Genomic DNA, 22,939 nt, shown 5'->3' with positions numbered 1-22,939 from the left:
GGGCGAGCATGGTCGGCATGAGCGCAGAGATCGACGCGGCGACCTCGGACGAGGGTCGGGACGGGTCCCGTGGTCGGGTGTTCGGTCCGTTCGCCGGTGAGCCGGGGGCCGGCCCCTGGGTGCTGCGGCTGTTGGCGGCGACCGCGCTGACGGGTCTGGGTGCGGGGGTGACCGGGGCGCTGTTCTGGGCGTTGCTGCACGGCGTGCAGCACCTGGCACTCGGTCCGACCGCGCACGGGCTGACGGACTCCGTCGCCGGTGTCCCGCTGGTGCGCCGGCTGCTGGCGCCGCTGGTCGCCGGGCTGGTGACGGGCGTGGTGTGGTGGCTGCTGCGGCGGCGAGACCACGTGGTGCCCGTCACGACCGTGCTGCACGAGCCGCACCGCAAGCTCGTGTTCGCCCCGACCTGGCTGGACGCGATCCTGCAGACGATCGTCGTCGGCGCCGGCGCGTCCATCGGCCGCGAGGGTGCCCCCCGGCAGGGCGCGGCCGCGGTGGCCACCCGGGTCTCGGACTGGTTCGCCCTGGACGACCGGGAGCGGCGGGTGCTGGTCGCGGCCGCTGCAGGCGCCGGTCTGGCCGCCGTCTACAACGTGCCGGTCACCGGGGCCGTCTACGTGCTGGAGGTGCTGCTGCTGTCCAAGCACTGGCGCATCGCCCTGATCGCGGCGGCCACCAGCGTGATCGCCACCGTCACCGCCTGGCCCGTGGTCGGCCGGCACGCGGTGTACCCCTTCCCGGCCACCCCGGTGACCACCGCCACCTGGGTCGCCGCGCTGGTCGCCGTCCCGCTGACCGCCGCCGTCGGGCTGCTGTTCGCCCGGTCCACCTCGGTGTCCCGGCACCTGACCGTGCACCGCTCGGCGCTCCTGCCGCTGACCCTGGCGGCGGCAGGCGCCGTGACCGGCCTGGTGTCCTGGTGGCTGCCGGAGGTGCCCGGCAACGGCAAAGCGATCCTGGACACCGCATTCGCCGCCAGCCTCGGACTGGCGGCCGCCGCCGCCTTGATCCTGGTCAAGCCCGCGGTGACCGCCGGGTGGCTGTGGGCCGGTGCCGCCGGTGGGCTGCTCACCCCCGCGCTGGCCACCGGCGGGGCGCTCGGCACCGCAGTCGCGCTGGCCGCCGCCGCCACCGGCCACCCGGTGTCCGTCCCGCAGGTCGCGCTGATCATGGCCGTCGGCGTGCTCGCTGTCACCCAACGAGCCCCCTTCTTCGCCGCGGCGTTCGGCATCGAGCTCACGCACCCGCCAGCCCTGCTCGCCGCCGTCGTGCTGGCCACCGCCCTCGGCGCCCGCACCCTCGCCCAGCTCGTCTGTCGCGCCCACAACCGCGGGCACGAGGCCGACCTCCTCGCGCACTGAGACCCCGGACGGCACCACCGGCCGGTCAGACGCCGGCCACCCACAGCCCGTCGCGCGCGCGGGTCATCGCCACGTACAGCTCCCGCATCCGCAGCCGTTGGTGCTCCTGCTCGGCACCGTTCCCGTCGACCGGCTCGGTGAACCAGCTCGTCGCGACGTCCGGCATCGCCACCTGCCGGAACTCCAGCCCGGCGGCCCGGCGCACCGTGCCCACGCGCACGGCATCGGGCACGGCGCGGTCGTCGTCGTCGAGCAGCACCACCGGGATGCCGGCGCCGTTGAGCGCTCCGACGGCGACGTCCATGCCCTTCATCGTCAGGCAGAGCACGCCGACGTCCCCGTACCCGGTGCCGACCTGCTGCACCACGTCCTTCACGCGGGCCACCAGCCGCCGCGCGCGGTCGTCGTCGGTGCCGCAGCGCACGTAGAGCGGCTTGGGGCCGTGCCGGGGCACCGAGCGGGGACGGTCCGCAGGTCCGACGGATCCGTCGAGCCCGACCACCGGCTCACCGGACACCAGCTCGGTGGCGAACGTGAGGATCTCCGTGGTGGTGCGGTGCGCCGTGGTCAGCATCACGGTGCGGCCGGCGACGTCGATCCCGGCCTCCGCCGGGGTGAACCCGCCGGGGTACAGCCCCTGCTGGGCGTCGCCGAGCAGCATCAGCCCGTCAGGCCGGTCACCCACCATCGCGTGCAGCATGCCGAGCGCGGCGCAGCTGAGGTGCTGGGCGTCGTCCACCACCACGCCGCTGTACCGGTGCGCGTAGGACGTCTGCGGCACGTGCACGCCCGCGAGCGCCACGAGGTCGGCCCAGTCGCCGACGTCCCGCGCGACGAGCTCCTCCTGGTAGGCGACGTACACATCCCACACGGCGCGCCGCTCGTCGGGTCCCAGCGGCCGCAGCCGGCCGAGCCGCGGGAGCAGGGCGTACTGCTCGAAGCGGGTCAGCCCGCGGCCCTTGATCACCGCGGTGACCTCGTCGTGCCAGTAGCCCTGGTCCTCCGGGGACACGGGGAGCGTGTCGAGCACCGTCCCGGCGCCGGCACGGGACCACGCCGCCGCCCAGGCCGAGGCGACGGGCCGCACCCCGGTGGCGAACGGGACCGCGGCCTCGTCGAGCACCTGCCGCGCGACACCGTTGACGTGCACCACGTCGATCCGGTCGACGACGTCCGGCGCCAGCCGGCCCAGCATCTCCGCCAGCACCGGAGGCTGGGTGCGCGTGAACGTCGCCACCAGCACCCGCCCCGGCCGGTTCCGCGCCAGGTACGCCGCGCGGTGCAGGCCGACCGTCGTCTTGCCGGTGCCGACCGCACCGTGCACCAGTGCAGGACCGTCGAACGACCGTCGGACCAGGCGCGACTGCACGGGCTCGAGGAACGCCATCCACTGCTCGATCGGCGGCGCCAGCAGCCCCTCGAGCAGCGCCGCCTGCACCTCCTCGTCCGTCAGGCCGGTCCCCTGCACCGGCACCGCGGGCTCCGCCTCCTCCGGCTCGGCCGGGAACGACGCCAGCGCCCGGGCCAGCACCGTGTCGACCTCGCCGGGGGTCAACCGCGGTCCGCGGCCGACGACCACCCGCAGCAGCTCCCGCTCGCTGACCACCAGGACGGGGCCGATCTGCCGCTCCACCCCCTGCCAGCCGCCGAGCGCCAGCACGGGCCGGACCTCGGCGGGCGCGAGGCCCGTCTCGACCAGCTCCGCCTCGATGCGGTCGGCCAGGTCGGCGAGCGCCAGCGCCTCCCCCGTGACGTCCTCGCTGCCGCGCAGCATGACGTCCTCACCGACCAGCACGTCCGTGCCGTCGAGCCAGCCGACGACGAACACGCCGGACGGTCCGATCACCACCACGTCGACCTGCGCGCGCCGGGTGCGGGGCCACTGCCGGCGGGTCAGCAGCCGGTACTCCCGGGACGCCAGCGGCTCGAGCATCTGCTCGACGTGCCCACGCCCGACCGTGTCGGTCGGCACAGGCGCAGCCCGGCGCCGGGCACGGCCCCCCGCGGACTGCCCTGCTGGCATGGATCGACCTCCAGTGCACCTATCGGCGCGCACCGCCCCCGGATTGAGGACCCGATCGGGTGGTCCCGACCACAGCCCCGCGCGCCGCCCTCAAGCCTGGCCCCCCGCCCGCCGATCTCGCACCCGGGGCAGACGATGAGCGACGCAGGCTTCGGTGCCGAGCAGCAGGTGAGCCGGAAGGCGCGGCGTGCCGCGCGGTACCGGGAGGACGCCCGCGGCGCCGGTGGACGAGGCAGCACTCGGGACGCCACGGTGGACGAGGCAGCACTCGGGACGCCACGGTGGACGAGGCAGCGCGCGAGCGGCTGCACCGCAACCACCGCAACCGGGCCGCTGGCGGTACCTGTCGGCCACTGAGGCGCGGGCGGCGGACGCGGGTAGAGCAGGGCAAGCAGGTGCTGTTGTGCAGTGTGTGCCCGGTGCACGCACATCCGGCGTACAGCGTGAAATACCTGCCCACTCCCCCCGCCACCCGCTCACCCCGCCACCCGCGGCCGCTCTGCGCCGGGTCGGTCACGGTACGTGTCCGACGGCCGGTGACCCGAAGCGGTTCGGGTCAGCAAGGCAACCGGTCGGCGAGGCAACCGGTCGGCGAGGCAACCGGTCAGCGAGGCGACGGGTCAGCGAGGCAACGGGTCAGAACGGGTGCAGCAGGCGGTGCACGAACTGCCGGGTGCGCTCGTGCTGCGGCTCGCGCAGCACCTGGTCCGGCGGGCCGATCTCCGCGATGCGGCCGGCGTCGACGAACGCCACCCGGTGGGCCACCTCGCGCGCGAACTGCAGCTCGTGCGTGACGATCACCATGGTCCAGCCCTCGTGCGCCAGCTCGAGGATCAGGGACAGCACCTCACCGACCAGTTCGGGGTCGAGGGCCGACGTCGGCTCGTCGAACAGCAGCAGCTGCGGCCGCAGCGCGAGAGCGCGCGCGATGCCGACCCGCTGCTGCTGACCTCCGGACAGCTGCACGGGGTACACGTCCCGCTTGTCGGCCAGCCCCACCCGGTCGAGCAGCGCCTCGGCATCCCGCACGGCCTCGGCGCGCGGGCGCCGCTGCACCACCACGGGACCCTCGATCACGTTCTGCAGCACGGTCTTGTGCGGGAACAGGTTGTGGTGCTGGAACACCATCGCCGACCGGTCCCGCAGCGCGTGCACCTCACGACGGCCGGGACGGGCGCCGAAGTCGACGCGGGCGCCACCGGCGATCTCGATCACCCCCGAGTCGGCCGTCTCGAGGCCGTTGAGGCAGCGCAGCAGCGTCGTCTTGCCGGAGCCCGACGAGCCGATCACGGCGAGCACCTCGCCGCGGTGCACCGTCAGGTCGACGCCGTCCAGCACGCGCACGGCGCCGAACGCCTTGTGCAGATCGGTGACGGTGACGAGCGCGGGGCCGACCTCGGCCCGGCTCGGGGCCACCGGACCGTCCGGGACCGCGGGATCAACGGGCGACATGACGCTCCAACCGGGTCTCCAGGCGGGCCTGCCCTGCCGACAGCACCAGGCAGATCAGCCAGTAGATCAGCGCCGCCTCCAGGTAGAGCAGCATGAACTCCTGGCTGAACGCCGCGATCTTCTGCGCCTCCCGGAACAGCTCCGTGACCAGGATCAACGACGCCAGCGAGGTGTCCTTCACCAGGCTGATGAACGTGTTCGACAGCGGCGGGACGGACACGCGCGCCGCCTGGGGCAGGATGATCCGCCCCAGCGCCCGCCGGTGGGACATGCCGATCACGTAGGCCGCCTCCCACTGGCCCTGCGGCACCGAGAGGATCGCCGCCCGGACGATCTCGGCGGCGTACCCGCCGACGTTCAGCGAGAACGCGAGGATCGCGCTGGGCCACGGGTTGATCACCAGCCCGATCGAGGGCAGCCCGTAGAAGATGACGAACAGCTGCACCAGCAGCGGGGTGCCGCGCACCACCGAGACGTAGGCGCGGCCGACGCCGCGGGCCACCGCGTTGCGGGACAGCCGCAGCAGCGCGATCCCGACGGCGATCACCATGCCGCCGACGAAGGACAGCGCGGCCAGCGGGATGGTCCCCCGGACGGCACCGAGCGCGATGGTCGGTGCCGACCGGAGGACCAGCGGCCAGTCGACCGTGGACAGGGCTCCGCCCGGAACCGTGGTGGGCAGCACGGTGAGCAGCACGGCGGGCAGGGCGGCGTGCACGGCCGCCAGCACGGTCGGGAGGGCCATCGGCTACTTGGTCACGTCGGCGCCGAAGTACTTCTGCGAGATCGACGTCAGGGTGCCGTCGTCGGCCAGCTGCTTCAGGGCCGTGTCGATCGCCTGGGTCAGGGCGGTGGCGCCCTTCTTCAGCGCGACGGCGCTCTGGCTCTTGTCGGTGGTCTCGGCGGCGATCTGCAGGCCGGACTGGCCGTTCGTCTTCACGTAGTCGAGGTACGTCAGCTTGTCGTTGATCGTCGCGTCCACGCGCCCCTGCTGCACCAGGGCGACCGACTGCGCCCAGCCCTCGACCGACTGCACGTTGGCGCCGCTGGACTGCGCGAGCTTGTACCAGTTGCTGGTCAGCGACTGGGCGGTGGTCTTGCCCTTGAGCGAGTCGAACGACGTGATCGACGTGTTGTCCTGCTTCACGACGATCACGCCGGTGGAGACGGTGTACGGCGTGGAGAACTCGTACTTCGCCTGGCGCTCGGGGGTGATGGACACCTGGTTGGTGATCGCGTCGAACCGCCCGGCGTCCAGCCCGGCGAAGATCGCGTCCCACTGGGTCTCCTGGAACGCCGCCTTCACACCGAGCTTGCCGGCGATCGCGCGGGCCACCTCGACGTCGAACCCGGTCAGGTCCCCACCGCCGTCGGCGTGGAAGCTGAACGGCTTGTAGGTGCCCTCGGTGCCGAACGTGATGACGCCGGCCTTCTGCACCTTGGCCAACGACTGGTCGGCACCGGCGGCCGCGGTCCCGGAGGCCGCGGAGCCGGTGGCGGACGCCGATCCCGACCCGCCCGTGGACGAGCAGGCGCCCAGGCCCACCACCAGGGCGGCGGCGATCAGGGCGGTGCGCAGATGACGGGCGTGCATGGGGTGCCTCTTCTCGGTGGAGCGGGCCGTGGTGGCCCTGCGGAGCGGTATCACAGACGGACGGACTCCTGGGAGTCGATCCTGGGGGGCGGTTCCCGGTGCCGCACGCGGTGGTGCCGGCGGGCGGGAGTTGCGAGGAGAACCTCAGGGACGAGATCGTCCGGGGCGCCGCTCGACGGCGGCGGGGGGTCGCTCAGCGGCGACAGCAGGGGCGACGACACGCACCCGCCACGGCCGCAGCCGTGGTGGTGGTCAGGTCGTCGCGCATGCCGCCATGGCAGCACACGATGCCCACGCCTCGGAACGCCATCTCCCCTGGTGAGACGGAGTCGTCCGCGTCCGCGCGTAGGGTCGGCCCGTGATCCGCTCGTTCGTCGAGGATTTCGCCTTCGACCCCGCCGTCGTCCAGCTCAACCACGCGTCGTTCGGCGCACCGACTCGTGCAGCGCTGACCTGGCACGACGCCGTGCGACGTGCCGCCGAGGCCGACACCAGCACCTCGCTCGGCACCGGCCTGCAGGACGACCTGCGCCGGGTCGGCGCCGTGGTCGCGGGACTGATCGGCGCGGACCCGGCGGACGTGGCGATCGTGACGGCCTCGACGGAGGCGTCCGGGGCGCTGTCGACGTCGCTGCCGCTGGGGGCCGGCGACGTGGTGGTGCTGACCGACGGCGAGTACGAGTCGGTGATCCGTGCCTGGCAGGTGCGGGCCGAGGCGGTCGGCGCGACGGTGCTGCGGCTGCCCCTGCCGGTGCCGGCCACGTCGGCGGCGGTGACCGACCTGTTCACAGCCCTGCCGGCGCGAACCCGGTACGTGGTGCTCAGCTCGATCACGTCGTCCACCGCCCTGCGCATGCCGGTGGCGGCGGTCGCTCGCCTCGCGGCGGACGCCGGGGCGGCGCTCGTCGTCGACGCCGCGCACTCGGTCGGCCACGAGCCGCTGGACGTCTCGACCCTCGGCGCCGCCGCCGTGTACGGGTCGCTGCACAAGTGGCTGCCGGTGCCGAGGCCGCTGGGCTTCCTGTGGGTGGACCGTGCCCTGGTCGACGTGGTCCGGCCGGCGGCCGTCGCGCTGCACCTGGACGAGCCGCTGCTGCAGCGGTTCGGCTGGCGCGGCACGTGGGACCCGGCGCCGGTCCGCGGGCTGGAGCGGGCGCTGGACGAGTGGCGGACGTGGGACGACGGCGGCCGGCTCGATGCCGCCGCGGCGCTGGCCGACCGCGCCGACCAGCTGCTCACCGACCTCGGCTGGGTGCCGACCGGCGAGCCCGCGATGCGCCCGGCACGGCTGCGCGGCTTCGTCGTCCCGGCACCGCTGCCCGTGCTGCGGGAGGCGCTGGCGGCCGCCGGTGTGCGGCTGTGGACCGGCACGGTGCCGGACGGTCGCACGGCCGTGCGTCTGGCGACGCACGTCTACACCGAGGACGCGGACCTGCACCGCCTGGCCGCCACGGCCCGGAGCCTCCCCACCCCTTTGACCTCGCCTACTGATCGACGCCGAGGTGAGCACTTCGCACCGAGCTGAGCACTCTGAACTGCTCGTCTCGCGTCGACGTGCTCAGTTCGCGGCGCACGGGCGAGGATCGGCCGCCCGGGAATCATGGGACGTGCCGGACGGTTCGGTTGCCACGTGAGCCTCCTCTTCGCGCCGCTGACCCTGCGCGGCACCACCGTCCGCAACCGCGCCTGGCTGTCCCCGATGTGCCAGTACTCCGCCGTGGACGGCGTACCCAACGACTGGCACCTGGTCCACCTCGGGGCCCGCGCCGCGGGCGGTTTCGGGCTGGTGCTCACCGAGGCGACCGCCGTCACGGCCGACGGCCGGATCAGCCCGCAGGACACCGGCCTGTGGAACGAGCAGCAGACCGCCGCCTGGGCCCGCATCACCGACGTGATCCACGCGCGCGGCGCCGTGGCGGGCGTCCAGCTGGCCCACGCCGGCCGCAAGGCGTCGACGTTCCGGCCCTTCCACGAGGGTCACGGCAGCGTGCCCGTCCCCGACGGCGGCTGGGGCACCGTCGCACCGTCGGGTGTGGAGTTCCCCGGCTACGAGGCCCCGCGCGAGCTGTCCGACGACGAGGTCGCCGCGATCCCGGCCACGTTCGCGGCCGCCGCGCGCCGCGCGCTGGACGCCGGCTTCGACGTCGCTGAGGTGCACGCCGCGCACGGCTACCTGCTGCACCAGTTCCTCTCGCCTCTGTCGAACCGCCGCACCGACCGCTGGGGCGGCTCGCCGGAGAACCGCGTGCGGCTGCTGCACCAGGTGGTGGACGCGGTCCGCGAGGTGTGGCCGGACGAGCGGCCGGTGGTGGTGCGGCTGTCCGCGACCGACTGGACCGAGGGCGGCCTGACGGTGGACGACGTCGCCGAGGTGGCCCGCGGGCTGGCCAGCCGCGGGGTCGACCTGGTCGACGTGTCCACCGGCGGCAACGTGCCGGCGCAGATCCCCGTCGGCCCCGGGTACCAGGTGCCGGCCGCCCGCCGCATCCGCGAGGTGTCCGGCCTGCCGGTGTCCGCCGTCGGGCTGATCAGCGCCGCTGCGCAGGCCGAGCAGGTGCTGGTCGAGGGTTCGGCGGATGCGGTGATGATCGCCCGCGCGGCGCTGCGCGACCCGTCGTGGGCGCTGCACGCGGCCGCCGAGCTGGGCGTCTCCCTGCCGACCCTCGAGCACGTCGGCGCCGACGCCCGCGTCGCGCCGGGTCAGCCGACCGGCTGGCCGGTGCAGTACGAGCGGGCGGTGCGCGGCTGACGCGCTGACCCCGCACCGGTACTCGCGGCACCGGTACTCGCGCCCGGGCCGTGCGCACGCCGTCGAGCGCGCCGATGTCCAACCGGACCCGGACGCCACGGAGGCCGCCCGCTGAGCGGGCGGCCTCCGCCGTCCTGCGGCGGTCGAGAGCCGCGTGCACGGGTCGGAACCCGCGTCTGTCCGGGTCCGAGGACCCGAGCTTGTGGTCGGGTCAGAGGACCCGAGCTGGTGGTCCGGTCAGCGACCGGAGTCCCTGCCGGGGCTGTCCTCCGGCACGTCGTAGCCGGTCTCCGGCAGCGGCAGCCCGTCCGGGCCGGTGCCCGACCGCGGGCCGGGGCTGTCCTCAGGCACGTCGATCCGGTCCTCGGGCACCGGCACGCCACCGACCGTCCCGGACTCAGGACCCGGGCTGTCGATCGGCACCTCCTCGAGCAGCTCGTCCTCCGGCACACCCAGCGGTCCCGTGCCAGACCGCGGGCCCGGGCTGTCCTCCGGCACCGAGCCGACCCACTCCTCGCCCTGGCCGGCGGCCGTCCGACGACGCAGCAGCTCCTCCTCAGGCGTCACCGGCTCCTCGTTGATGCTCACCACACGCCTCCATCTGATCGGTCGTGCACTGGTTGCTCGATGCGGTGCCGGGCACGGTCGGCGGCCCTCTCGGCCGGCGGCGGGCTCGTCATCGGTGCCCTGTTCATCCGTGCGCTGCTCATCCGTGCGCTGTCCCGCGACGGCTCACGCGCGGGCCGACGGGCCCGCGTCCGTCTCGGGGACGTCCGCGACGTCGGGGTCCACCTCGTCGGCGCGGCGCAGCCGCTCGTCGACCGAGGCCCGGCTCTCGTCGAGACCGTCCGACCGGGCCTGCGCCTCGTGCTGCAGCCGCGCAGCCTCCGCCGCACGCGTCTGCGCCTCGGCCTGCGCCAGCCGGGCGTGGGCGTCCACGCGGGCCGCCTCCGCCTCGCGCCGCTGCAGCTCGATCCGGTCCGCCTCGGCCTCCTCACGGATCCGCTGCGCCTCGGCACGGCGCCGGTCCTCGGCGCCCGCGGACCGCGACCGCGCGATCCAGATGCCGAGCAGGATCAGCACCACGACGACAACGAGCACGATCCACAAGGTCTGGTTCATCGTCACGCGCCTCCCTCATCTCGCTGGTCCCCCGGCGTCTTCGATTGGACGCGCCGGTCTGCAGACCCGCAACCGGAGAAGACGTCTGCCCAGGTCGCGCCGCCTACGGGGAGGACGTCGCGGCTGGCTGTCGGCGGTCAGGACGGCGGCCAGCCCGAGGGTGGCGCCACCGAGGTCGGGGCGTGTCGGTGGTCCGGACGACGATGAATCCGGCCGCCGACGGCGGTCGATCCGATGAACGGGGGCGGTCCGCCTCCACGACGCGAGGAGCTCGACATGTCCGTGGTGCTCAACCCGTACCTCTCGTTCCGTGACAACGCCCGCGAGGCGATGGAGTTCTACCGGTCGGTGTTCGGCGGCGACCTGCGGGTCAGCACGTTCGACGACTACCACGCGAGCCCGGACCCGTCGGAGGGCGGCAAGGTGATGCACTCGATGCTCGACACACCGTCCGGCCTCACCCTGATGGCGGCGGACACGCCGAACTCGATGCCGCTGCCGGAGGCGTCGGCCTTCTCCATCTCGCTGAGCGGCGCGGCGTCCGACGACGAGGAGCTGCGGCGCTACTGGGCCGGCCTCTCCGAGGGCGGCACGGTCACCACGCCCCTGGAGAAGGCGCCGTGGGGCGACGCGTTCGGCATGTGCGTCGACAAGTTCGGCGTCGCGTGGCTGGTGAACATCGCCGGGGAGGAGACGCCGTCGGCCTGACGGCGTGTCAGCCGCGGCACCGCAAAACATTCCCGTCACACGGCCTGGCTATCGTGGCGGACGACCCTGGTCGACGCAGTCGGCCGACCGGGCCGTCCGCCGTGCCCGGCCTCCCGCAGGACGGTCACGGGCCGCCCTCGACGAAGGACCCGTCATGAGCACCGGCGTTCTGGTGATGATCGACCGACCCGCACTCGGGCAGACCGGCGACGGTCCTGCATTCCGCGCCGCAGCCGCCGACTCCCCGCAGCTGCGCGTCACCGACCTGGGCGCCACCCGCGGCGACGGCATCTTCGAGACGGCCGCGATCCGCAACGGCCGGGTGCAGGCGTCCCGGGAGCACCTGGACCGGTTCGCCCGCTCGGCGGCGATGCTCGACCTGCCGGCCCCGGACCCGGACGTCTACCGCGCCGCGATCGAGCTGGGCATCGGCCTGCTCCACGACGCCTCGGACGCCTCGGTGAAGTACGTGCTGACCAGGGGCGACGAGCACGACGCCGCCACCGGCCCCACCGGCTGGGCGTTCCTCGACGCCAGCGAGGACTTCTCGGACGCCCGCGACCGCGGCATCGGCATCGTGCTGTTGTCCCGCGGCTACGCCCTCGACGTCGCGGAGACCGCACCGTGGCTGCTGCAGGGCGCCAAGACGCTGTCCTACGCCGTGAACAAGGCGGCGCTGCGCGAAGCGGCCCGCCGCGGTGCCGAGGACGTGCTGTTCACCACCACCGACGGCTACGTGCTCGAGGGCCCGACGTCCAGCGTCGTGCTGCGGCTCGGCGACGAGCTGGTGACCACCCCGCCGGACGCCGGCGTGCTGCCCGGCACCACGCAGCAGGGCATCTTCGAGTACGCGCAGAGCCTCGGCCTGCGGACGGCGTTCCGTGACCTCCGCGTCGTGGAGATCGCCGACGCCGACGCGCTGTGGCTGACGTCGTCGGTCCGGCTCGCCGTGGCGGTGCGGGCGGTCGACGGTCAGGAGCGGCCGGCGGACCTCGAGCTGACCCGGCAGATCAACGAGTACCTGATCTCCCGCACCGACTGACGCGCAGTCCGGCCGCCGAGGGAGCGCGTACGCCCGCGACGTCCTCGGCGGCCGCCGTCGCATGTCCCCGCAGCGAGCCCTCAGCCGGCGGTGAACCGCTCGCTGCGGAGCGTCGCGCCGGCGAGCCACTCGTCGTCCACCTGCGTCCCGAGGCCGGGCTCGGTCGGCACGGTCACGCGACCGGCGCGGGCGACGACCGGCGGCACGACGACGTCGCGCGCGTAGTACTTGTCCGACCCGGAGACGTCGGACGGCAGCGTGAACCCCGGCAGCGCCGACAGCGCCACGTTGGCGTACCGGCCGACGCCGAACTCGTGCATCCCGCCGCACCACACCGGCCACCCCGCGGCCTGCGCGGCGTCGTGGGCGGCGACCGCCGCCGTGAGCCCACCCATCCGGGACACCTTGATGTTGAGCACCCGCCCGGCCTGCAGGTGCACCGCGAGCGCCAGGTCGGCCAGCGTCTCCACCGACTCGTCGAGGCAGACGGGCGTGCCGACCGAAGCGGCGAACCGCGCGTGCGCCAGCAGGTCCCGCGGCGCGAACGGCTGCTCGATCATCGTCAGCCCGTACCCGTCGAGCGCCCGCAGCGCCGCGAGGTCGTCGTCGGACTCGGTGTAGACGCCGTTCGCGTCGACGTGCACGTCGAGGTCCGGCCAGGCCGCCCGGACGGCCCGCACCGGCTCGACGTCCCAGCCGGGGGCGATCTTCAGCTTGACCCGCGGGTAGCCGTGGCCGACGTGCACGGCCACCTGAGCCAGCAGCTCGTCGACGGTCGGCTCGATACCCAGCGACACCCCGGCCACCACCTCGGTGCGCGTCCCGCCGAGCGCGGTGGCCAGCGGCACCCCTGCGGCACCGGACCACAGCGTCCACGCCGCCATGTCGACGCCGGCCTTGGCGAACTCGTTCCCGCGCACCCGCCGCCACAGCTCCGCGACCTGCCGGGGGTGGTCCCACCTCGCCCCGAGCACCGCTGGGAGCAGGTAGCCGGCGGCGACGGTCCAGCAGGTGTCGACGTTCTCGGCGTTGTAGTACGGGGCCGCCGGCGAGGCGATCTCGCCCCAGCCGACCGCGCCCGACTCGTCCTCGAGCCGCACCAGGACGTGGTCGAGGTGGCCCTTGCGGTGCGAGCTCGTCTGGAACTCGTGCACCAGGTCCAGGCGGACCAGGTGCAGGCTGGCGGCGACCACGCGCACGGCGGCTCCTTCGGGTGGGTCGGGGCGCCGCGACCGGGTGGGTCGGGGCGCCGCGACCGGGTGGGTCGCGGCTCGCCGCCGCTACAGGTAGAGGTCCAGGTCCGCGGCGAGCTCGTCGCGGGCGGCGATCCGGCGGCGGGCGCCCTTGGCGGAGGCCGCCGCGAGCGTCGCGAGCAGGTGCGAGACGGCGACGACGGCGGTGGGCGAGTCGACGAACGACGCGGAGTCGGTGTTCACCACCACCGTCTGGTGGGCGACGGCCGCCAGCGGCGCGTCCACGTCGTCCGTGATGGCGACCAGCGTGCCGCCCGCGGCGACGAACGCCCTGGCCAGCGCCACGGTCTCGCGCCGGTACCGGCGGAAGGAGAACGCCACGAGCACATCGGTCGGCGCCACCTCGGCGAGCACGTCGAGGGCGCGCACCGTCGCGTCGTCCACCAGGTGCACGTGCGACAGCCCGACGGACAGGTCGGCCGCGAGCAACGTCGCGTAGGCCAGCGACTTGGCGGTGCCGGCGACGTACCGGCGACGGGCGGCCACGACGAGGGCGGCGGCCTGCGGCAGCGATCCCTGCTCCACCACGGCGGCGAGCGCGACGGGCAGGTGCGCCGTCTCCTGGCCGACCACCCGCCGGATCAGCACCTCGGCCGACGGCCGGCCGGCCAGACGCTGGGCGAAGCGCTCGTCGGGGCTGTCCGGCCCGTGCCCGACGGCGCGTTCCCCGACGGGCTCAGCCGCGGTCGACGCGGGCGCGTCCGACCGTGCCCCCGTCCGCGGGTGCGGCGCCCCCGCGCCACCGGCAGCCGTCCGCCCGGCGGTGGCGGAACCGGTCCCGGCGCCCGCGGACGGGGTCGCGACGCCCTGCTGCCGCAGCGTCGTCGTGCTGGTCATCAGCTCTCCCTCTCGAACCGGTACACGCTGGTCGCCACGTCGAGCCGACGGCACGACACGGCGACGCGGCCCTCGTCGATCAGCGCCGCCAGCGCCTCGCGCAGCCGCGCCCGCACCGTGGCCGCCGCGGCGGGGTCGGCCGCGGCCAGCTCGCCGATGCGCGCCGGGAGGGGAAGGTACACCGACCCGTCGGCCCGCACGGGCACGCCCCAGTGCCGTCCCTCGGCGGAGACCGCCGGCGGCGGCGGGTCGGTGTGGCCCACACCGGCCGTGGTCGGCGTCGTGTCGGTGACGTCCCACTCGACCACCAGCCGGTCCGACTCGGGCCCGTAGAAGTCCGGGTGGAACCACCGCGCCCGGGCGCCGAGCACGTCGAGGTTGAAGTGGGCGTTGCGGGCGATCGCCGGGTCGTACGCCCAGCGCATGTGCCGGGCGCCGTGCTCGAGCGCGATGCGCGCCTGCTCCCGCTTGAGGCGACGGCCGAGCCCCCGGCCCTGCGCGGAGGCGTGCACCACCGCCGCCTGCGAGTAGTGGTAGGCGGTGCCGTCACGGTCGACGCCCGGGAACCCGTACGCGAACGCGACCACGTGACCGTCGGGGGTCAGGACGCCGACCACCGACCCGCCGTTCGCCGCCAGCGCCGACAGCAGCCGCGGGTTCACGCCGTGCGCGGGGTCGGTGTACCCGAACACCTCCCGGTACAGCTGGGCGGCCTCCTGCAGCAGCACCGGGTCGGACATGCCGGTGACCAGCAGCCCGTCGTCGTCCGGCGCGCTGGCAGGCGCGCTGGCAGGCACGCTGCCGGGCACCCTGCGCTCTGCTGCCCCGCCCTCTGCTGCCCCGTCTGCTGGCACCGCACCCACCGTCCCGACCCCTCGACCGCACGGCGCCGCACGGTCGCACGGCCCCGGCCAACGGCGCTGGCGGCTGATCCGGCATCATACGTCGCGTTCGTCGTGCTCGTTACGCTCATTGCCTCGGCATCACGACGGGCATACGTTTCCTATCCATGACCACCGACCTCGGTGCCGCCCTGCGGGACGCCACGCTGGCGGCCGCCGACGCCGACCTGGAACGCCTCGTCGCCTACGCCCGTCACGAGACGCCCACCGGCGACCGCGACGCGATCGACGCCTTCGCCGACACGGTGGCCACCGACGCCGTCTCCCTCGGGGCGACCGCCCGGCGGCTGCCGCTGCCGCACGGCGACGCCCTGCTGGTGGAGCACCCCGGCAGCGGCGCCCGTGCCGACCTGCGTCCCGCCCTGCTGCTGGGGCACCTGGACACCGTGCACCCGGTCGGCTCGCTGGCCGGTGCCGTCCCGCTGCACACCGCGGGCGAGCTGCTGCACGGGCCGGGCGTGCACGACATGAAGGGCGGCCTGGTGGTGGTGCTCGCCGCCTGGGCAGCGCTGGCGGCGGTCGGTGCGCCCGCCCGCGCGGTGCGCCTGCTGCTCACGCCCGACGAGGAGATCGGCTCTCCCAGCTCGGGACACCTGGTCACCGCCCAGGCCGGTCAGGTCGCCTACGCGCTGGGCCTCGAGCCGCCGCACCGGGACGGCGCCCTGAAGACGTCCCGCCGCGGGTCGACGCGGTGGCGGCTGCAGGTGACCGGCCGTGCGGCGCACGCCGCGCTCGACCCGGAGTCCGGGGTGAACGCGATCGACGAGCTGGTGGACCAGCTGCTGGTGCTGCGTACCGTGGCGGCGGAGCACCCGGACGTGCTGGTCAACGTCGGCACGGTGGACGGCGGCGGGCGCACCAACGTCGTGCCGGATGCCGCCGAGGCGGAGGTGGGGCTGCGGTTCGTCGACGCCGCCACCGAGACGGTGGTGCTCGACCGGCTGGCGACGCTCCGGCCGGTGCGGGACGGGGCTGTGGTCGCCCCACGGGTCGTGTCCCGACGGCCGGCCTGGGGTCCCAGCACCGCCACGGAGCGGCTGCTCGAGGCGGTGGCGGAGGCGGGGCGGACGGTCGGTCAGGACGTCGTCGGCCGCCCGGCCGCCGGCGCCGCCGACACCAACCTCTCGGGCGCCGCGGGCATCCCGTCGCTGGACGGCTTCGGTCCGGTCGGCGGCGGCGCCCATGCCGCCCACGAGCACGTGCTGATCGCGTCCCTGGCGCAGCGCGCAGCCCTGCTGGCGGCGGTCCTCGCCACCGCCTGACCCGGCGGTCCTCGCCACCGCATAACCCGGCGGTCCTCGCCACCGCCTCACCCGTCGGTCCTCGCCACCGCCTCACCCGTCTCCACCCCCGGCCGCCCCGCCGCCACGCCTCCCCAGCTCCACCCTCACCGCGCCCCCACCGGCGCCACCACCATCGCCAGCGCCATGCCCAGATGAGCACGTCGACGCGAATGGAGCACTGCGAAGTGCTCATCTCGACGCGAAGTGCTCCTGTCGGCGCGATGTGCTCATCTCCCGCGGGCGTGACCGCGCGGGCGCGCCCACCCCGCACCAGTGAGAGCCCCCTTGGTGGCCGAGTGGGCCGAAGGGCCCACCCCTATCGGGCGGCGGGATGGCAACGGGCTCGGTGCCGACGCCGCGTCGTGAAGCACTGGGCCTATCGTCCCGGGACCCCCGCGCGACCAGGTGCGAGCCTGCCGAGCATGGCCGTCACCCGCGTGGTCCGCACCGTCCGGCACGACCCCGCGGACCGACCGCTGCTGGTGATCTGGGAGGCCACGCGCGCCTGCGCGCTGTCCTGCGTGCACTGCCGCGCGGAGGCCCACCCGGCCCGCGACCCCCGCGAGCTCGACACCGACGAGGCCACCGAGCTGATGCGCCAGGTGGCGTCCTTCGGCAAGCCGTCGCCGATCTTCATCATCACCGGCGGCGACTGCTTCGAGCGGCCGGACCTGTTCGAGCTGGTGCGCCGCGGCCGCGAGCTTGGCCTGTCGATGGCGGTGTCACCGTCCGGCACCGCCAAGCTGGACCGGGCCGCGCTGGTCGGGCTGCAGGAGGCCGGCGTCACGGCCATGTCGCTGTCGCTGGACGGCGCGACGGCGGCGGTGCACGACGGGTTCCGCCGGGTGCCCGGCACCTTCGACCGGACGGTGTCGGCCTGGGAGACGGCCCGCGAGCTGGGCCTGAAGGTGCAGGTCAACTCGACGATGTCGAGCCGCACCGTGCACGAGCTGCCGGACCTGGCCCGGCTGGTGCGCGAGCACGGCGCCATGACGTGGAGCGCGTTCATGCTGGTGCCGATGGGCCGCGGTGTGGACCTCGGGGTGCTCAGCCCGCAGCAGGCCGAGGACGTCATGAACTACCTGTACGACCTCGGGCCGTACGTGCCGGTCAAGACGACCGAGGGCCACCACTTCCGCCGCGTCAACCTGCAGCGCCACGTGCTGGAGCAGCGGGGGGTCGACCACGTGAGCACGCTCGGCCTCGGCGACCTGTACCGGGAGCTGACCGAGCGCACCGCGGCGTTCGGCTGGGGCGACGGCGACCGCAACCGCCGCCCGCCGGTGAACGTCAACGCCGGGTACGGGTTCGTGTTCGTCTCGCACACCGGCACCGTGCACCCGTCGGGCTTCCTGCCCGTCTCGGCCGGCGACGTGCGCGAGCAGCCGCTGCCGGAGATCTACCGGACGTCCCCCCTGTTCACCGGCCTGCGCGACGAGCACCGCCTGACCGGCCGGTGCGGCGACTGCGAGTTCGGCCGGGTGTGCGGCGGCTCCCGGTCCCGGGCCTACGCCACCTCCGGCGACCCCTACGCCGAGGACCCGCTGTGCGGCTACCAACCGGGCAGCTTCCCGTTCGCCGACGACGTCACGGCGCTGCTGGCATCGTGAACGCCGTGCGGCAGACGCCCGTCTACTACTACTCGTCGGCCTCCGGCCTGGTCCGCTCCTTCGCCGAGCGCCTGGGCCGCCCGGTGTTCAACCTCGCCGAGCGCGAGCACCGCCGGTCGCAGGTCGACGGTCCGTGGGTGCTGCTCACCCCGAGCTACAAGACGGGCAACGAGGCGAACGACACCATCCCCGAGGGGGTTCGGCGCTTCCTCAACGACGAGCACAACCGCCGGCTGATGGTGGGCGTGATGGGGTCCGGCAACCGCAACTTCGGGCGGTACTACCAGATGGCCGCCCGGCAGATCGCCGAGCGGTCCGGCCGGCCGATGCTGTTCGAGTTCGAGCTCGCCGGGACCCCTTGGGACGTCGAGGAGTGCCGCCACCTCCTCGAGGACCTCGACGCGGCGCTCGCGGCCCGCCACGATGGGCAGCCCGGGGAGCGACCGACCGGGGACTGACCGGCGACCGACCGCGGGAGGGCGCGATGACCACGTCCCACCCTGCGGCCTCGCATCCCGCGGGGACCGGTGCGACAGGCACCACCACCGGCATGCTGGCCGACGCGTGGCACTCGCTGTCCGGTGACCCGCAGCTGCTGCCGCTGGTGCACGTGACCGGAGAGAACGCCGACCTGCTCCCGTCCACCACGGCCTGCACGTCCGCGATGGTGGCCGCGGTGGCGGCTGGCACCCTCGCCGTCTCGGCTCTGGGCGCTGCGCGCACCGGCAGGCCGGCCGGGTCCGTCGTCGTCGACGCCGAGCACGTCGCCGTGGCGGCCCGCAGCGAGCGGTACGCGCTCCTCGAGGGGACCACGCCGCCGGAGACTCTGTTCGCGCCGCTGTCCCGGTTCTGGCGCACCCGCGACGGCTGGCTGCGCCTGCACACCAACTACCCGTGGCACCGGGACCGTGCGCTGCACGTCCTGGGCTGCGCCGACGACCTCGACGCCGTCGCGGCCGCCGTGGCGGAACGGTCCGGGGAGGAGCTCGAGGAGGCCCTCGCTGCGGCGGGTGCGCTCGGGTTCGCCGTCCGCACGCGCGAGCAGTGGGCCGAGCACCCCCAGGGGCGCGCCGTCGCGGCGCTGCCGCTCGCGACGTCCCGGGCGGCGAGCGGTCCGTCCCGCTCACCGGCCCCGGCCGGCGACGGCGCCGCCCCGCTGCACGGCATCCGGGTGCTGGACCTCACCCGCGTGATCGCCGGTCCGGTCGCCACTCGCACGCTGGCGGCATGGGGCGCCGACGTGCTGCGCGTCGACAGCCCGCACCTGCCGGAGATCGCCGCGCAGGCGCTCGACACGCTCCCGGGCAAGCGCAGCACCCTGCTCGACCTGGCGATGACGGCCGACCGTGCGCGGTTCGAGGAGCTGCTGGGCCTCGCCGACGTGGTGGTCCACGGCTACCGGCCGGGTGCGCTGGACCGCTACGGGCTCTCGTCGGCCGAGCTGGCGGAGCGGCACCGGCACCTGTCCGTCGTCCAGCTGTCCGCCTGGGGACCGGACGGGCCGTGGGCCGGCCGGCGCGGCTTCGACTCGCTGGTCCAGTGCCCCACCGGCATCGCCGCCGCCGAGGGGCACGACGGCCGGCCCGGAACCCTGCCGGCGCAGGTGCTGGACCACGCCACGGGCTACCTCTCGGCGGCCGCCGCGGCGCTGTCGCTGACCGGGGTGGTCCGTGGTGAGCCCGCCCGGCACACTCGGCTGTCCCTCGCGCAGACGGCGCACTGGCTGCAGCAGGCCGGGCCCGTGGACCGCCGGCCGGAGCAGACCATGGACCCGACGCCCTACCTGACCTCCGTGGCGGGTCCGTCCGGACGCGTGCGGGTGGTCGCTCCGCCTGGCGCCGTCGGCGACGTGCGCCCGGGATGGCGCAGCACGACGGAGATCGGCCGCGACGACGCGCGGTTCAGCGGCCGGTGACCGTCCACCGGCCGCCGGCCAGGTCGATCAGCCGCGGCAGGATCGTGTCGCCGTGCACCCGCAGCCCGTCGTGCAGGTACTCGTTGGTCACCCACACCTGCGTGTTGCCCATCCCGGCCGCGGTGCCGAGCGCCAGGTCGAGGTCCACGTACGGGTCGTCGAAGTACTGCACGGCGGCGACCGGCACCTCGTTGGCGGCCAGCACCTGCGGGTCGTACAGGCGCGGCCAGTGGGTCCGGGAGGCCAGCTCCTCGGCCACGGCCTTGAACGGGCGGAGGGCCGGGATCTCGTCGTACATGAACGGCAGGATCGCCTCGCCGGTCAGCTGCAGGGGCCGCTCGTCGGGCGCGTACTCCGGGTGCTGCGCCTGCTCGGCGGCGGCGGCCCAGCCACCCGCCCGACGGCCCTGGTGGTAGATCACCTCCTGCAGCACCGCGTACAGGGGGTTGGTGTCGAAGGACGTCCGGTGCGCCACCTCGGCGGCGAACGCCGCCGACACCCGCCCGTCGGCGTCCAGCGCGGTGTCCAGCAGCCAGTGCAGGTCGTCGATGCCCGTGCTCATCCCCAGCGGCATGCCGAGCATCTGCAGGCGCCGCACGGTCAGCGCCGACCCGTCGGGCAGCGCCACCCCACCACCGGCGACCTCGTCGGCCACCCGGTCCAGCACCTGCACGTCACCGGGGAAGGTGCGCGCCAGCTCCGAGCACCGGGCCAGCTGCCGCGGATAGGTGCGCGTGTACACCTCCTCCGCCGTGGCCTCGACACCCGGCAGGCCGCCGGTGACGTAGCAGGCGTCGAGCGCGTGGGCGTGCCGGGACAGGTACGCCAGCGTGAGGAACCCGCCGTACGACTGGCCGAGCGTCGACCAGCGCCGGCCGCCGAACACCGTGCGGCGCAGGTGCTCCGCGTCGAGCACGATCGAGTCCTGCCGGAAGCAGCTGAGGTAGTCGGCGGCGGTCGCGGCGTCGTCGAACCCGCTGATCACCCGGCCGTCCACCCGCGACGAGCGCCCCGTGCCGCGCTGGTCCAGGAGCACGACGCGGTGGGTGCGCAGGGCCGTCAGCCACCAGCCGGCCGCGGGCATCGGCCGCGGTCCCGCGCCGCCTGGACCGCCCTGCAGGAACAGCAGCAGCGGCAGGTCCTCGCCGGCGCGCACCGGGTCGACGATCTCCCGGGCGAACACCTCGATCGCCCCGAACCGGTGCGGGTCGTCCCAGTCGACCGGCACCTCGAGGCGGTGCTCACGCACCCGGAAGCCGGTCATGTCGTAGATGTGCGGTGCCGGAGGCTGCGGGCTCACCCGGTCAGGCTATCGGCGGGGGGTCGCGGCGGACCCCCCGGAGGTGCAGCGTTGAGCCATGGCAGACGAGGACATCCACCGCATGATCGACACCCCTGCCGCCCGCCAGGCCGCCCTCTACGAGAGGACCGACGGCCGTGAGGGCAACACGATGAAGGGCCTGCCCATCGTCGTCGTCACCAACACCGGCGCCCGCACGGGAGCCGTCCACAAGACCCCCGTGATGCGCGTCGAGCACAACGGCCGCTACGCGATGGTCGCCTCGAAGGGCGGTGCACCGCAGCACCCCCGCTGGTACCACAACCTCGTCAAGCACCCCGAGGTGCAGCTCCAGGACGGCTCGCACCGCCGCACGTACCTGGCGCACGAGGCGTCCGGTGCCGAGCGGGAGGAGTGGTGGGCGCGGGCGGTCGAGGCGTTCCCGGACTACGCCGCGTACCAGAAGCGGACCGAGCGGCAGATCCCGGTATTCGTCCTGGTGCCGGCCTCGGACGACTGACGCCTCGACCCGCCGCACGAGCCGGTCCGACGACGGACGACGGCGGCCGGCCGCGCAGGGACCCCACGCGGCCGTCGCCGCGCGCTGACGGCCCGGCGCGCGGTCACGCCGACGGGTAGTCGCCGAGCCCCGTCCGCAGCAGCGCGACGGCCCGCTCCCCTTCGCGCCGCACGTCCTGGCCGAGGCGGCGCACGTCCGGGTCGTCGTCGACCAGCCGGCTGCGCACGTAGTCGAGCAGCACGGCGTGGAGCCCGATCAGGGTCCGCGCCACGAGCCGGGGGCGCAGGTCGTCGGGCCCGGCGCCCGTCTCCTCCGCCAGCACCCCGGCCAGCGAGTCGGCGTAGCGGGCGAGGATCTGCCGCTCGCGAGCCCGCAGCGCCGGGCTCGTGGCGATGACGCGCGAGATGGCGAGCAGTGCCTCCTGCGCCTCGGGGTCGTCGGTGGCGAGCAGCCCGCGCGGCGTGGTGACGAACCCGGCGAAGGCGTCCAGCACGGACGTGCCGCGAGGACGGGTGCGGACGGCGTCGAGCAGCTCCTGCTCGAACGCCTCCATGCCGTGGTAGACGAGGTCTTCCTTGGTGGCGAAGTAGTTGAACACCGTCGCCTCGGAGACGTCCGCCGCGCGGGCGATCTCCGCCACGCTCACCGCCTCGAAGCCGCGCTCGGCGAACAACCGACGAGCCGTCTCGGCCAGCAGCTGTCGCGTGCGTGCCTTCTTGCGCTCCCGCAACCCGAGCTCGACCGTCACGGCACCATCGTGGCAGATCCTTCTTGACGCATCAAACTTCGTGTGCCTAGATTTTTCGAGTTGCTAGAGAACACGGAACGACGTAGACAGAGGGAGGCGGGCATGACGGACACGATCCAGTCCTTCTTCGCCGAGTGGCCTCGCGCCGAGCAGGCCGGCGACGTCGCGCGGCTCGACCGGCTGCTGGCCGACGACTTCGTCGGCACCGGACCGCTGGGCTTCACGTTGCCGCGGCCGGCCTGGCTGGCGCGGTTCGGGCAGGGCCTGCGGTACGACGACTTCTCGGTGGAGGACCTGCAGCCCCACGAGCACGGGGACACCGCCGTGGTGCTCGGCCGGCACCGCCAGACGGGGTCCTTCGGCGGTGCGCCGATCCCGCAGGTGCTGCAGGCGACGCACGTGCTCACCCGGGACGGTGCCGGCTGGCGGCTCGCGGCGGTGCACCTGAGCTTCGTGGCGGGGACGCCGGGCGCGCCCCCGCTCCCCGCCGGAGCGGGTGGCCGAGAGCCGGTGGACGGTGCCTGACCGCGAGGCCCCGGTG

Annotated in this window: 22 protein-coding genes; 11 read left to right on the top strand and 11 right to left on the bottom strand. The window is 74.6% G+C overall.

Going from position 1 to position 22,939, the window contains the following annotated elements; all coding sequences use genetic code 11:
- Positions 1-17: 17 nt before the first annotated feature.
- On the top strand, positions 18-1,361 hold the full coding sequence (locus ACFQTY_RS01850) for a chloride channel protein (RefSeq protein ID WP_378096451.1): 1,344 nt from the start codon (positions 18-20) through the stop codon (positions 1,359-1,361).
- Between the two features lie 25 nt (positions 1,362-1,386).
- Here the strand turns inward: ACFQTY_RS01850 and ACFQTY_RS01845 are convergent, their stop codons facing one another.
- The 4 genes from ACFQTY_RS01845 to ACFQTY_RS01830 all read right to left on the bottom strand — a co-directional run bounded on the left by ACFQTY_RS01845 (position 1,387) and on the right by ACFQTY_RS01830 (position 6,430).
- Positions 1,387-3,333, bottom strand: coding sequence for a UvrD-helicase domain-containing protein (locus ACFQTY_RS01845; RefSeq protein ID WP_378096448.1), 1,947 nt, complete (start codon positions 3,331-3,333; stop codon positions 1,387-1,389).
- Positions 3,334-4,020: 687 nt separating this feature from the next.
- Positions 4,021-4,836 (bottom strand): amino acid ABC transporter ATP-binding protein, encoded by an 816-nt coding sequence (locus ACFQTY_RS01840; protein ID WP_378096445.1) that lies wholly within the window; start codon positions 4,834-4,836, stop codon positions 4,021-4,023.
- Positions 4,823-5,581, bottom strand: a complete 759-nt coding sequence (locus ACFQTY_RS01835) for an amino acid ABC transporter permease (RefSeq protein WP_378096442.1) — start codon at positions 5,579-5,581, stop codon at positions 4,823-4,825. Before ACFQTY_RS01835 ends, ACFQTY_RS01840 begins: the two co-directional genes overlap by 14 nt.
- A gap of 3 nt (positions 5,582-5,584) precedes the next feature.
- Positions 5,585-6,430, bottom strand: coding sequence for an amino acid ABC transporter substrate-binding protein (locus ACFQTY_RS01830; RefSeq protein ID WP_378096439.1), 846 nt, complete (start codon positions 6,428-6,430; stop codon positions 5,585-5,587).
- Positions 6,431-6,788: 358 nt separating this feature from the next.
- On the opposite strand from ACFQTY_RS01830, the gene ACFQTY_RS01825 reads away from it, so the two are divergent.
- Both ACFQTY_RS01825 and ACFQTY_RS01820 read left to right on the top strand, forming a co-directional pair.
- Positions 6,789-7,955 (top strand): aminotransferase class V-fold PLP-dependent enzyme, encoded by a 1,167-nt coding sequence (locus ACFQTY_RS01825; RefSeq protein ID WP_378096436.1) that lies wholly within the window; start codon positions 6,789-6,791, stop codon positions 7,953-7,955.
- Between the two features lie 105 nt (positions 7,956-8,060).
- A complete protein-coding gene (locus tag ACFQTY_RS01820; protein ID WP_378096433.1) occupies positions 8,061-9,179 on the top strand; it encodes an NADH:flavin oxidoreductase/NADH oxidase in 1,119 nt (372 codons plus the stop codon).
- 237 nt (positions 9,180-9,416) lie between these two features.
- On the opposite strand, the gene ACFQTY_RS01815 is transcribed toward ACFQTY_RS01820, so the two are convergent.
- Together ACFQTY_RS01815 and ACFQTY_RS01810 are read right to left on the bottom strand one after the other, a co-directional pair.
- Positions 9,417-9,767, bottom strand: a complete 351-nt coding sequence (locus ACFQTY_RS01815; RefSeq protein WP_378096430.1) for a hypothetical protein — start codon at positions 9,765-9,767, stop codon at positions 9,417-9,419.
- A 144-nt stretch (positions 9,768-9,911) separates the two neighbouring features.
- Positions 9,912-10,301 (bottom strand): hypothetical protein, encoded by a 390-nt coding sequence (locus ACFQTY_RS01810; RefSeq protein ID WP_378096427.1) that lies wholly within the window; start codon positions 10,299-10,301, stop codon positions 9,912-9,914.
- Between the two features lie 276 nt (positions 10,302-10,577).
- Here ACFQTY_RS01810 and ACFQTY_RS01805 point away from each other — a divergent pair, with 276 nt between their 5' ends.
- Positions 10,578-11,009, top strand: coding sequence for a VOC family protein (locus ACFQTY_RS01805; protein WP_378096424.1), 432 nt, complete (start codon positions 10,578-10,580; stop codon positions 11,007-11,009).
- A 154-nt stretch (positions 11,010-11,163) separates the two neighbouring features.
- The gene (locus ACFQTY_RS01800) at positions 11,164-12,051 is read left to right on the top strand and encodes an aminodeoxychorismate lyase (RefSeq protein ID WP_378096421.1); all 888 of its coding nucleotides are present in this window, start codon (positions 11,164-11,166) and stop codon (positions 12,049-12,051) included.
- Positions 12,052-12,131: 80 nt separating this feature from the next.
- Here ACFQTY_RS01800 and menC read toward each other — a convergent pair whose 3' ends face one another.
- The 3 genes from menC to ACFQTY_RS01785 all read right to left on the bottom strand — a co-directional run bounded on the left by menC (position 12,132) and on the right by ACFQTY_RS01785 (position 14,938).
- The gene (gene menC / locus ACFQTY_RS01795) at positions 12,132-13,250 is read right to left on the bottom strand and encodes an o-succinylbenzoate synthase (RefSeq protein WP_378096417.1); all 1,119 of its coding nucleotides are present in this window, start codon (positions 13,248-13,250) and stop codon (positions 12,132-12,134) included.
- Between the two features lie 81 nt (positions 13,251-13,331).
- Positions 13,332-14,141, bottom strand: a complete 810-nt coding sequence (locus tag ACFQTY_RS01790) for a MurR/RpiR family transcriptional regulator (protein ID WP_378096414.1) — start codon at positions 14,139-14,141, stop codon at positions 13,332-13,334.
- Positions 14,141-14,938 carry a GNAT family N-acetyltransferase gene (locus ACFQTY_RS01785; protein WP_378096411.1) on the bottom strand — a complete coding sequence of 266 codons (798 nt, stop codon included), beginning with the start codon at positions 14,936-14,938 and terminating at the stop codon, positions 14,141-14,143. Before ACFQTY_RS01785 ends, ACFQTY_RS01790 begins: the two co-directional genes overlap by 1 nt.
- 212 nt (positions 14,939-15,150) lie before the next feature.
- Between ACFQTY_RS01785 and ACFQTY_RS01780 the strand changes: the two genes are divergently transcribed.
- The 4 genes from ACFQTY_RS01780 (at position 15,151) to ACFQTY_RS01765 (ending at position 19,851) form a co-directional block, all read left to right on the top strand.
- Positions 15,151-16,305: a M20/M25/M40 family metallo-hydrolase gene (locus ACFQTY_RS01780; RefSeq protein ID WP_378096408.1), complete on the top strand. Its 1,155-nt coding sequence runs from the start codon at positions 15,151-15,153 to the stop codon at positions 16,303-16,305.
- Between the two features lie 443 nt (positions 16,306-16,748).
- Positions 16,749-17,936 carry a TIGR04053 family radical SAM/SPASM domain-containing protein gene (locus ACFQTY_RS01775; RefSeq protein WP_378096405.1) on the top strand — a complete coding sequence of 396 codons (1,188 nt, stop codon included), beginning with the start codon at positions 16,749-16,751 and terminating at the stop codon, positions 17,934-17,936.
- Between the two features lie 5 nt (positions 17,937-17,941).
- A complete protein-coding gene (nrdI, locus tag ACFQTY_RS01770; RefSeq protein WP_378096402.1) occupies positions 17,942-18,394 on the top strand; it encodes a class Ib ribonucleoside-diphosphate reductase assembly flavoprotein NrdI in 453 nt (150 codons plus the stop codon).
- A 26-nt stretch (positions 18,395-18,420) separates the two neighbouring features.
- Positions 18,421-19,851: a CoA transferase gene (locus ACFQTY_RS01765; RefSeq protein WP_378096399.1), complete on the top strand. Its 1,431-nt coding sequence runs from the start codon at positions 18,421-18,423 to the stop codon at positions 19,849-19,851.
- Here ACFQTY_RS01765 and ACFQTY_RS01760 read toward each other — a convergent pair.
- Positions 19,838-21,151, bottom strand: a complete 1,314-nt coding sequence (locus ACFQTY_RS01760) for an alpha/beta fold hydrolase (RefSeq protein WP_378096395.1) — start codon at positions 21,149-21,151, stop codon at positions 19,838-19,840. The genes ACFQTY_RS01765 and ACFQTY_RS01760 overlap by 14 nt on opposite strands.
- 58 nt (positions 21,152-21,209) lie before the next feature.
- On the opposite strand from ACFQTY_RS01760, the gene ACFQTY_RS01755 reads away from it, so the two are divergent.
- A complete protein-coding gene (locus ACFQTY_RS01755; RefSeq protein ID WP_378096392.1) occupies positions 21,210-21,650 on the top strand; it encodes a nitroreductase family deazaflavin-dependent oxidoreductase in 441 nt (146 codons plus the stop codon).
- A gap of 103 nt (positions 21,651-21,753) precedes the next feature.
- On the opposite strand, the gene ACFQTY_RS01750 is transcribed toward ACFQTY_RS01755, so the two are convergent.
- A complete protein-coding gene (locus tag ACFQTY_RS01750) occupies positions 21,754-22,398 on the bottom strand; it encodes a TetR/AcrR family transcriptional regulator (protein WP_378096389.1) in 645 nt (214 codons plus the stop codon).
- A gap of 102 nt (positions 22,399-22,500) precedes the next feature.
- On the opposite strand from ACFQTY_RS01750, the gene ACFQTY_RS01745 reads away from it, so the two are divergent.
- A complete protein-coding gene (locus tag ACFQTY_RS01745; protein WP_378096386.1) occupies positions 22,501-22,923 on the top strand; it encodes a nuclear transport factor 2 family protein in 423 nt (140 codons plus the stop codon).
- The last annotated feature ends 16 nt before the right edge of the window (positions 22,924-22,939 follow it).

The organism is Cellulomonas sp. T2.31MG-18, from assembly GCF_964266755.1.
Lineage (GTDB): Bacteria > Actinomycetota > Actinomycetes > Actinomycetales > Cellulomonadaceae > Cellulomonas.
Note: the sequence above shows the minus strand (reverse complement) of the source record. Positions and strands in the feature narration are given on the sequence as shown.

What these genes read in the sequence shown, in the direction of transcription:
- ACFQTY_RS01850 (WP_378096451.1), top strand. Translation starts at nt 18, where the DNA reads ATGAGCGCAGAGATCGACGCGGCGACCTCGGACGAGGGTCGGGACGGG.
- ACFQTY_RS01840 (WP_378096445.1), bottom strand. Translation starts at nt 4,836, where the DNA reads ATGTCGCCCGTTGATCCCGCGGTCCCGGACGGTCCGGTGGCCCCGAGC.
- ACFQTY_RS01835 (WP_378096442.1), bottom strand. Translation starts at nt 5,581, where the DNA reads ATGGCCCTCCCGACCGTGCTGGCGGCCGTGCACGCCGCCCTGCCCGCC.
- ACFQTY_RS01830 (WP_378096439.1), bottom strand. Translation starts at nt 6,430, where the DNA reads ATGCACGCCCGTCATCTGCGCACCGCCCTGATCGCCGCCGCCCTGGTG.
- ACFQTY_RS01810 (WP_378096427.1), bottom strand. Translation starts at nt 10,301, where the DNA reads ATGAACCAGACCTTGTGGATCGTGCTCGTTGTCGTCGTGGTGCTGATC.
- ACFQTY_RS01805 (WP_378096424.1), top strand. Translation starts at nt 10,578, where the DNA reads ATGTCCGTGGTGCTCAACCCGTACCTCTCGTTCCGTGACAACGCCCGC.
- ACFQTY_RS01800 (WP_378096421.1), top strand. Translation starts at nt 11,164, where the DNA reads ATGAGCACCGGCGTTCTGGTGATGATCGACCGACCCGCACTCGGGCAG.
- ACFQTY_RS01790 (WP_378096414.1), bottom strand. Translation starts at nt 14,141, where the DNA reads ATGACCAGCACGACGACGCTGCGGCAGCAGGGCGTCGCGACCCCGTCC.
- ACFQTY_RS01780 (WP_378096408.1), top strand. Translation starts at nt 15,151, where the DNA reads ATGACCACCGACCTCGGTGCCGCCCTGCGGGACGCCACGCTGGCGGCC.
- ACFQTY_RS01775 (WP_378096405.1), top strand. Translation starts at nt 16,749, where the DNA reads ATGGCCGTCACCCGCGTGGTCCGCACCGTCCGGCACGACCCCGCGGAC.
- ACFQTY_RS01765 (WP_378096399.1), top strand. Translation starts at nt 18,421, where the DNA reads ATGACCACGTCCCACCCTGCGGCCTCGCATCCCGCGGGGACCGGTGCG.
- ACFQTY_RS01755 (WP_378096392.1), top strand. Translation starts at nt 21,210, where the DNA reads ATGGCAGACGAGGACATCCACCGCATGATCGACACCCCTGCCGCCCGC.
- ACFQTY_RS01745 (WP_378096386.1), top strand. Translation starts at nt 22,501, where the DNA reads ATGACGGACACGATCCAGTCCTTCTTCGCCGAGTGGCCTCGCGCCGAG.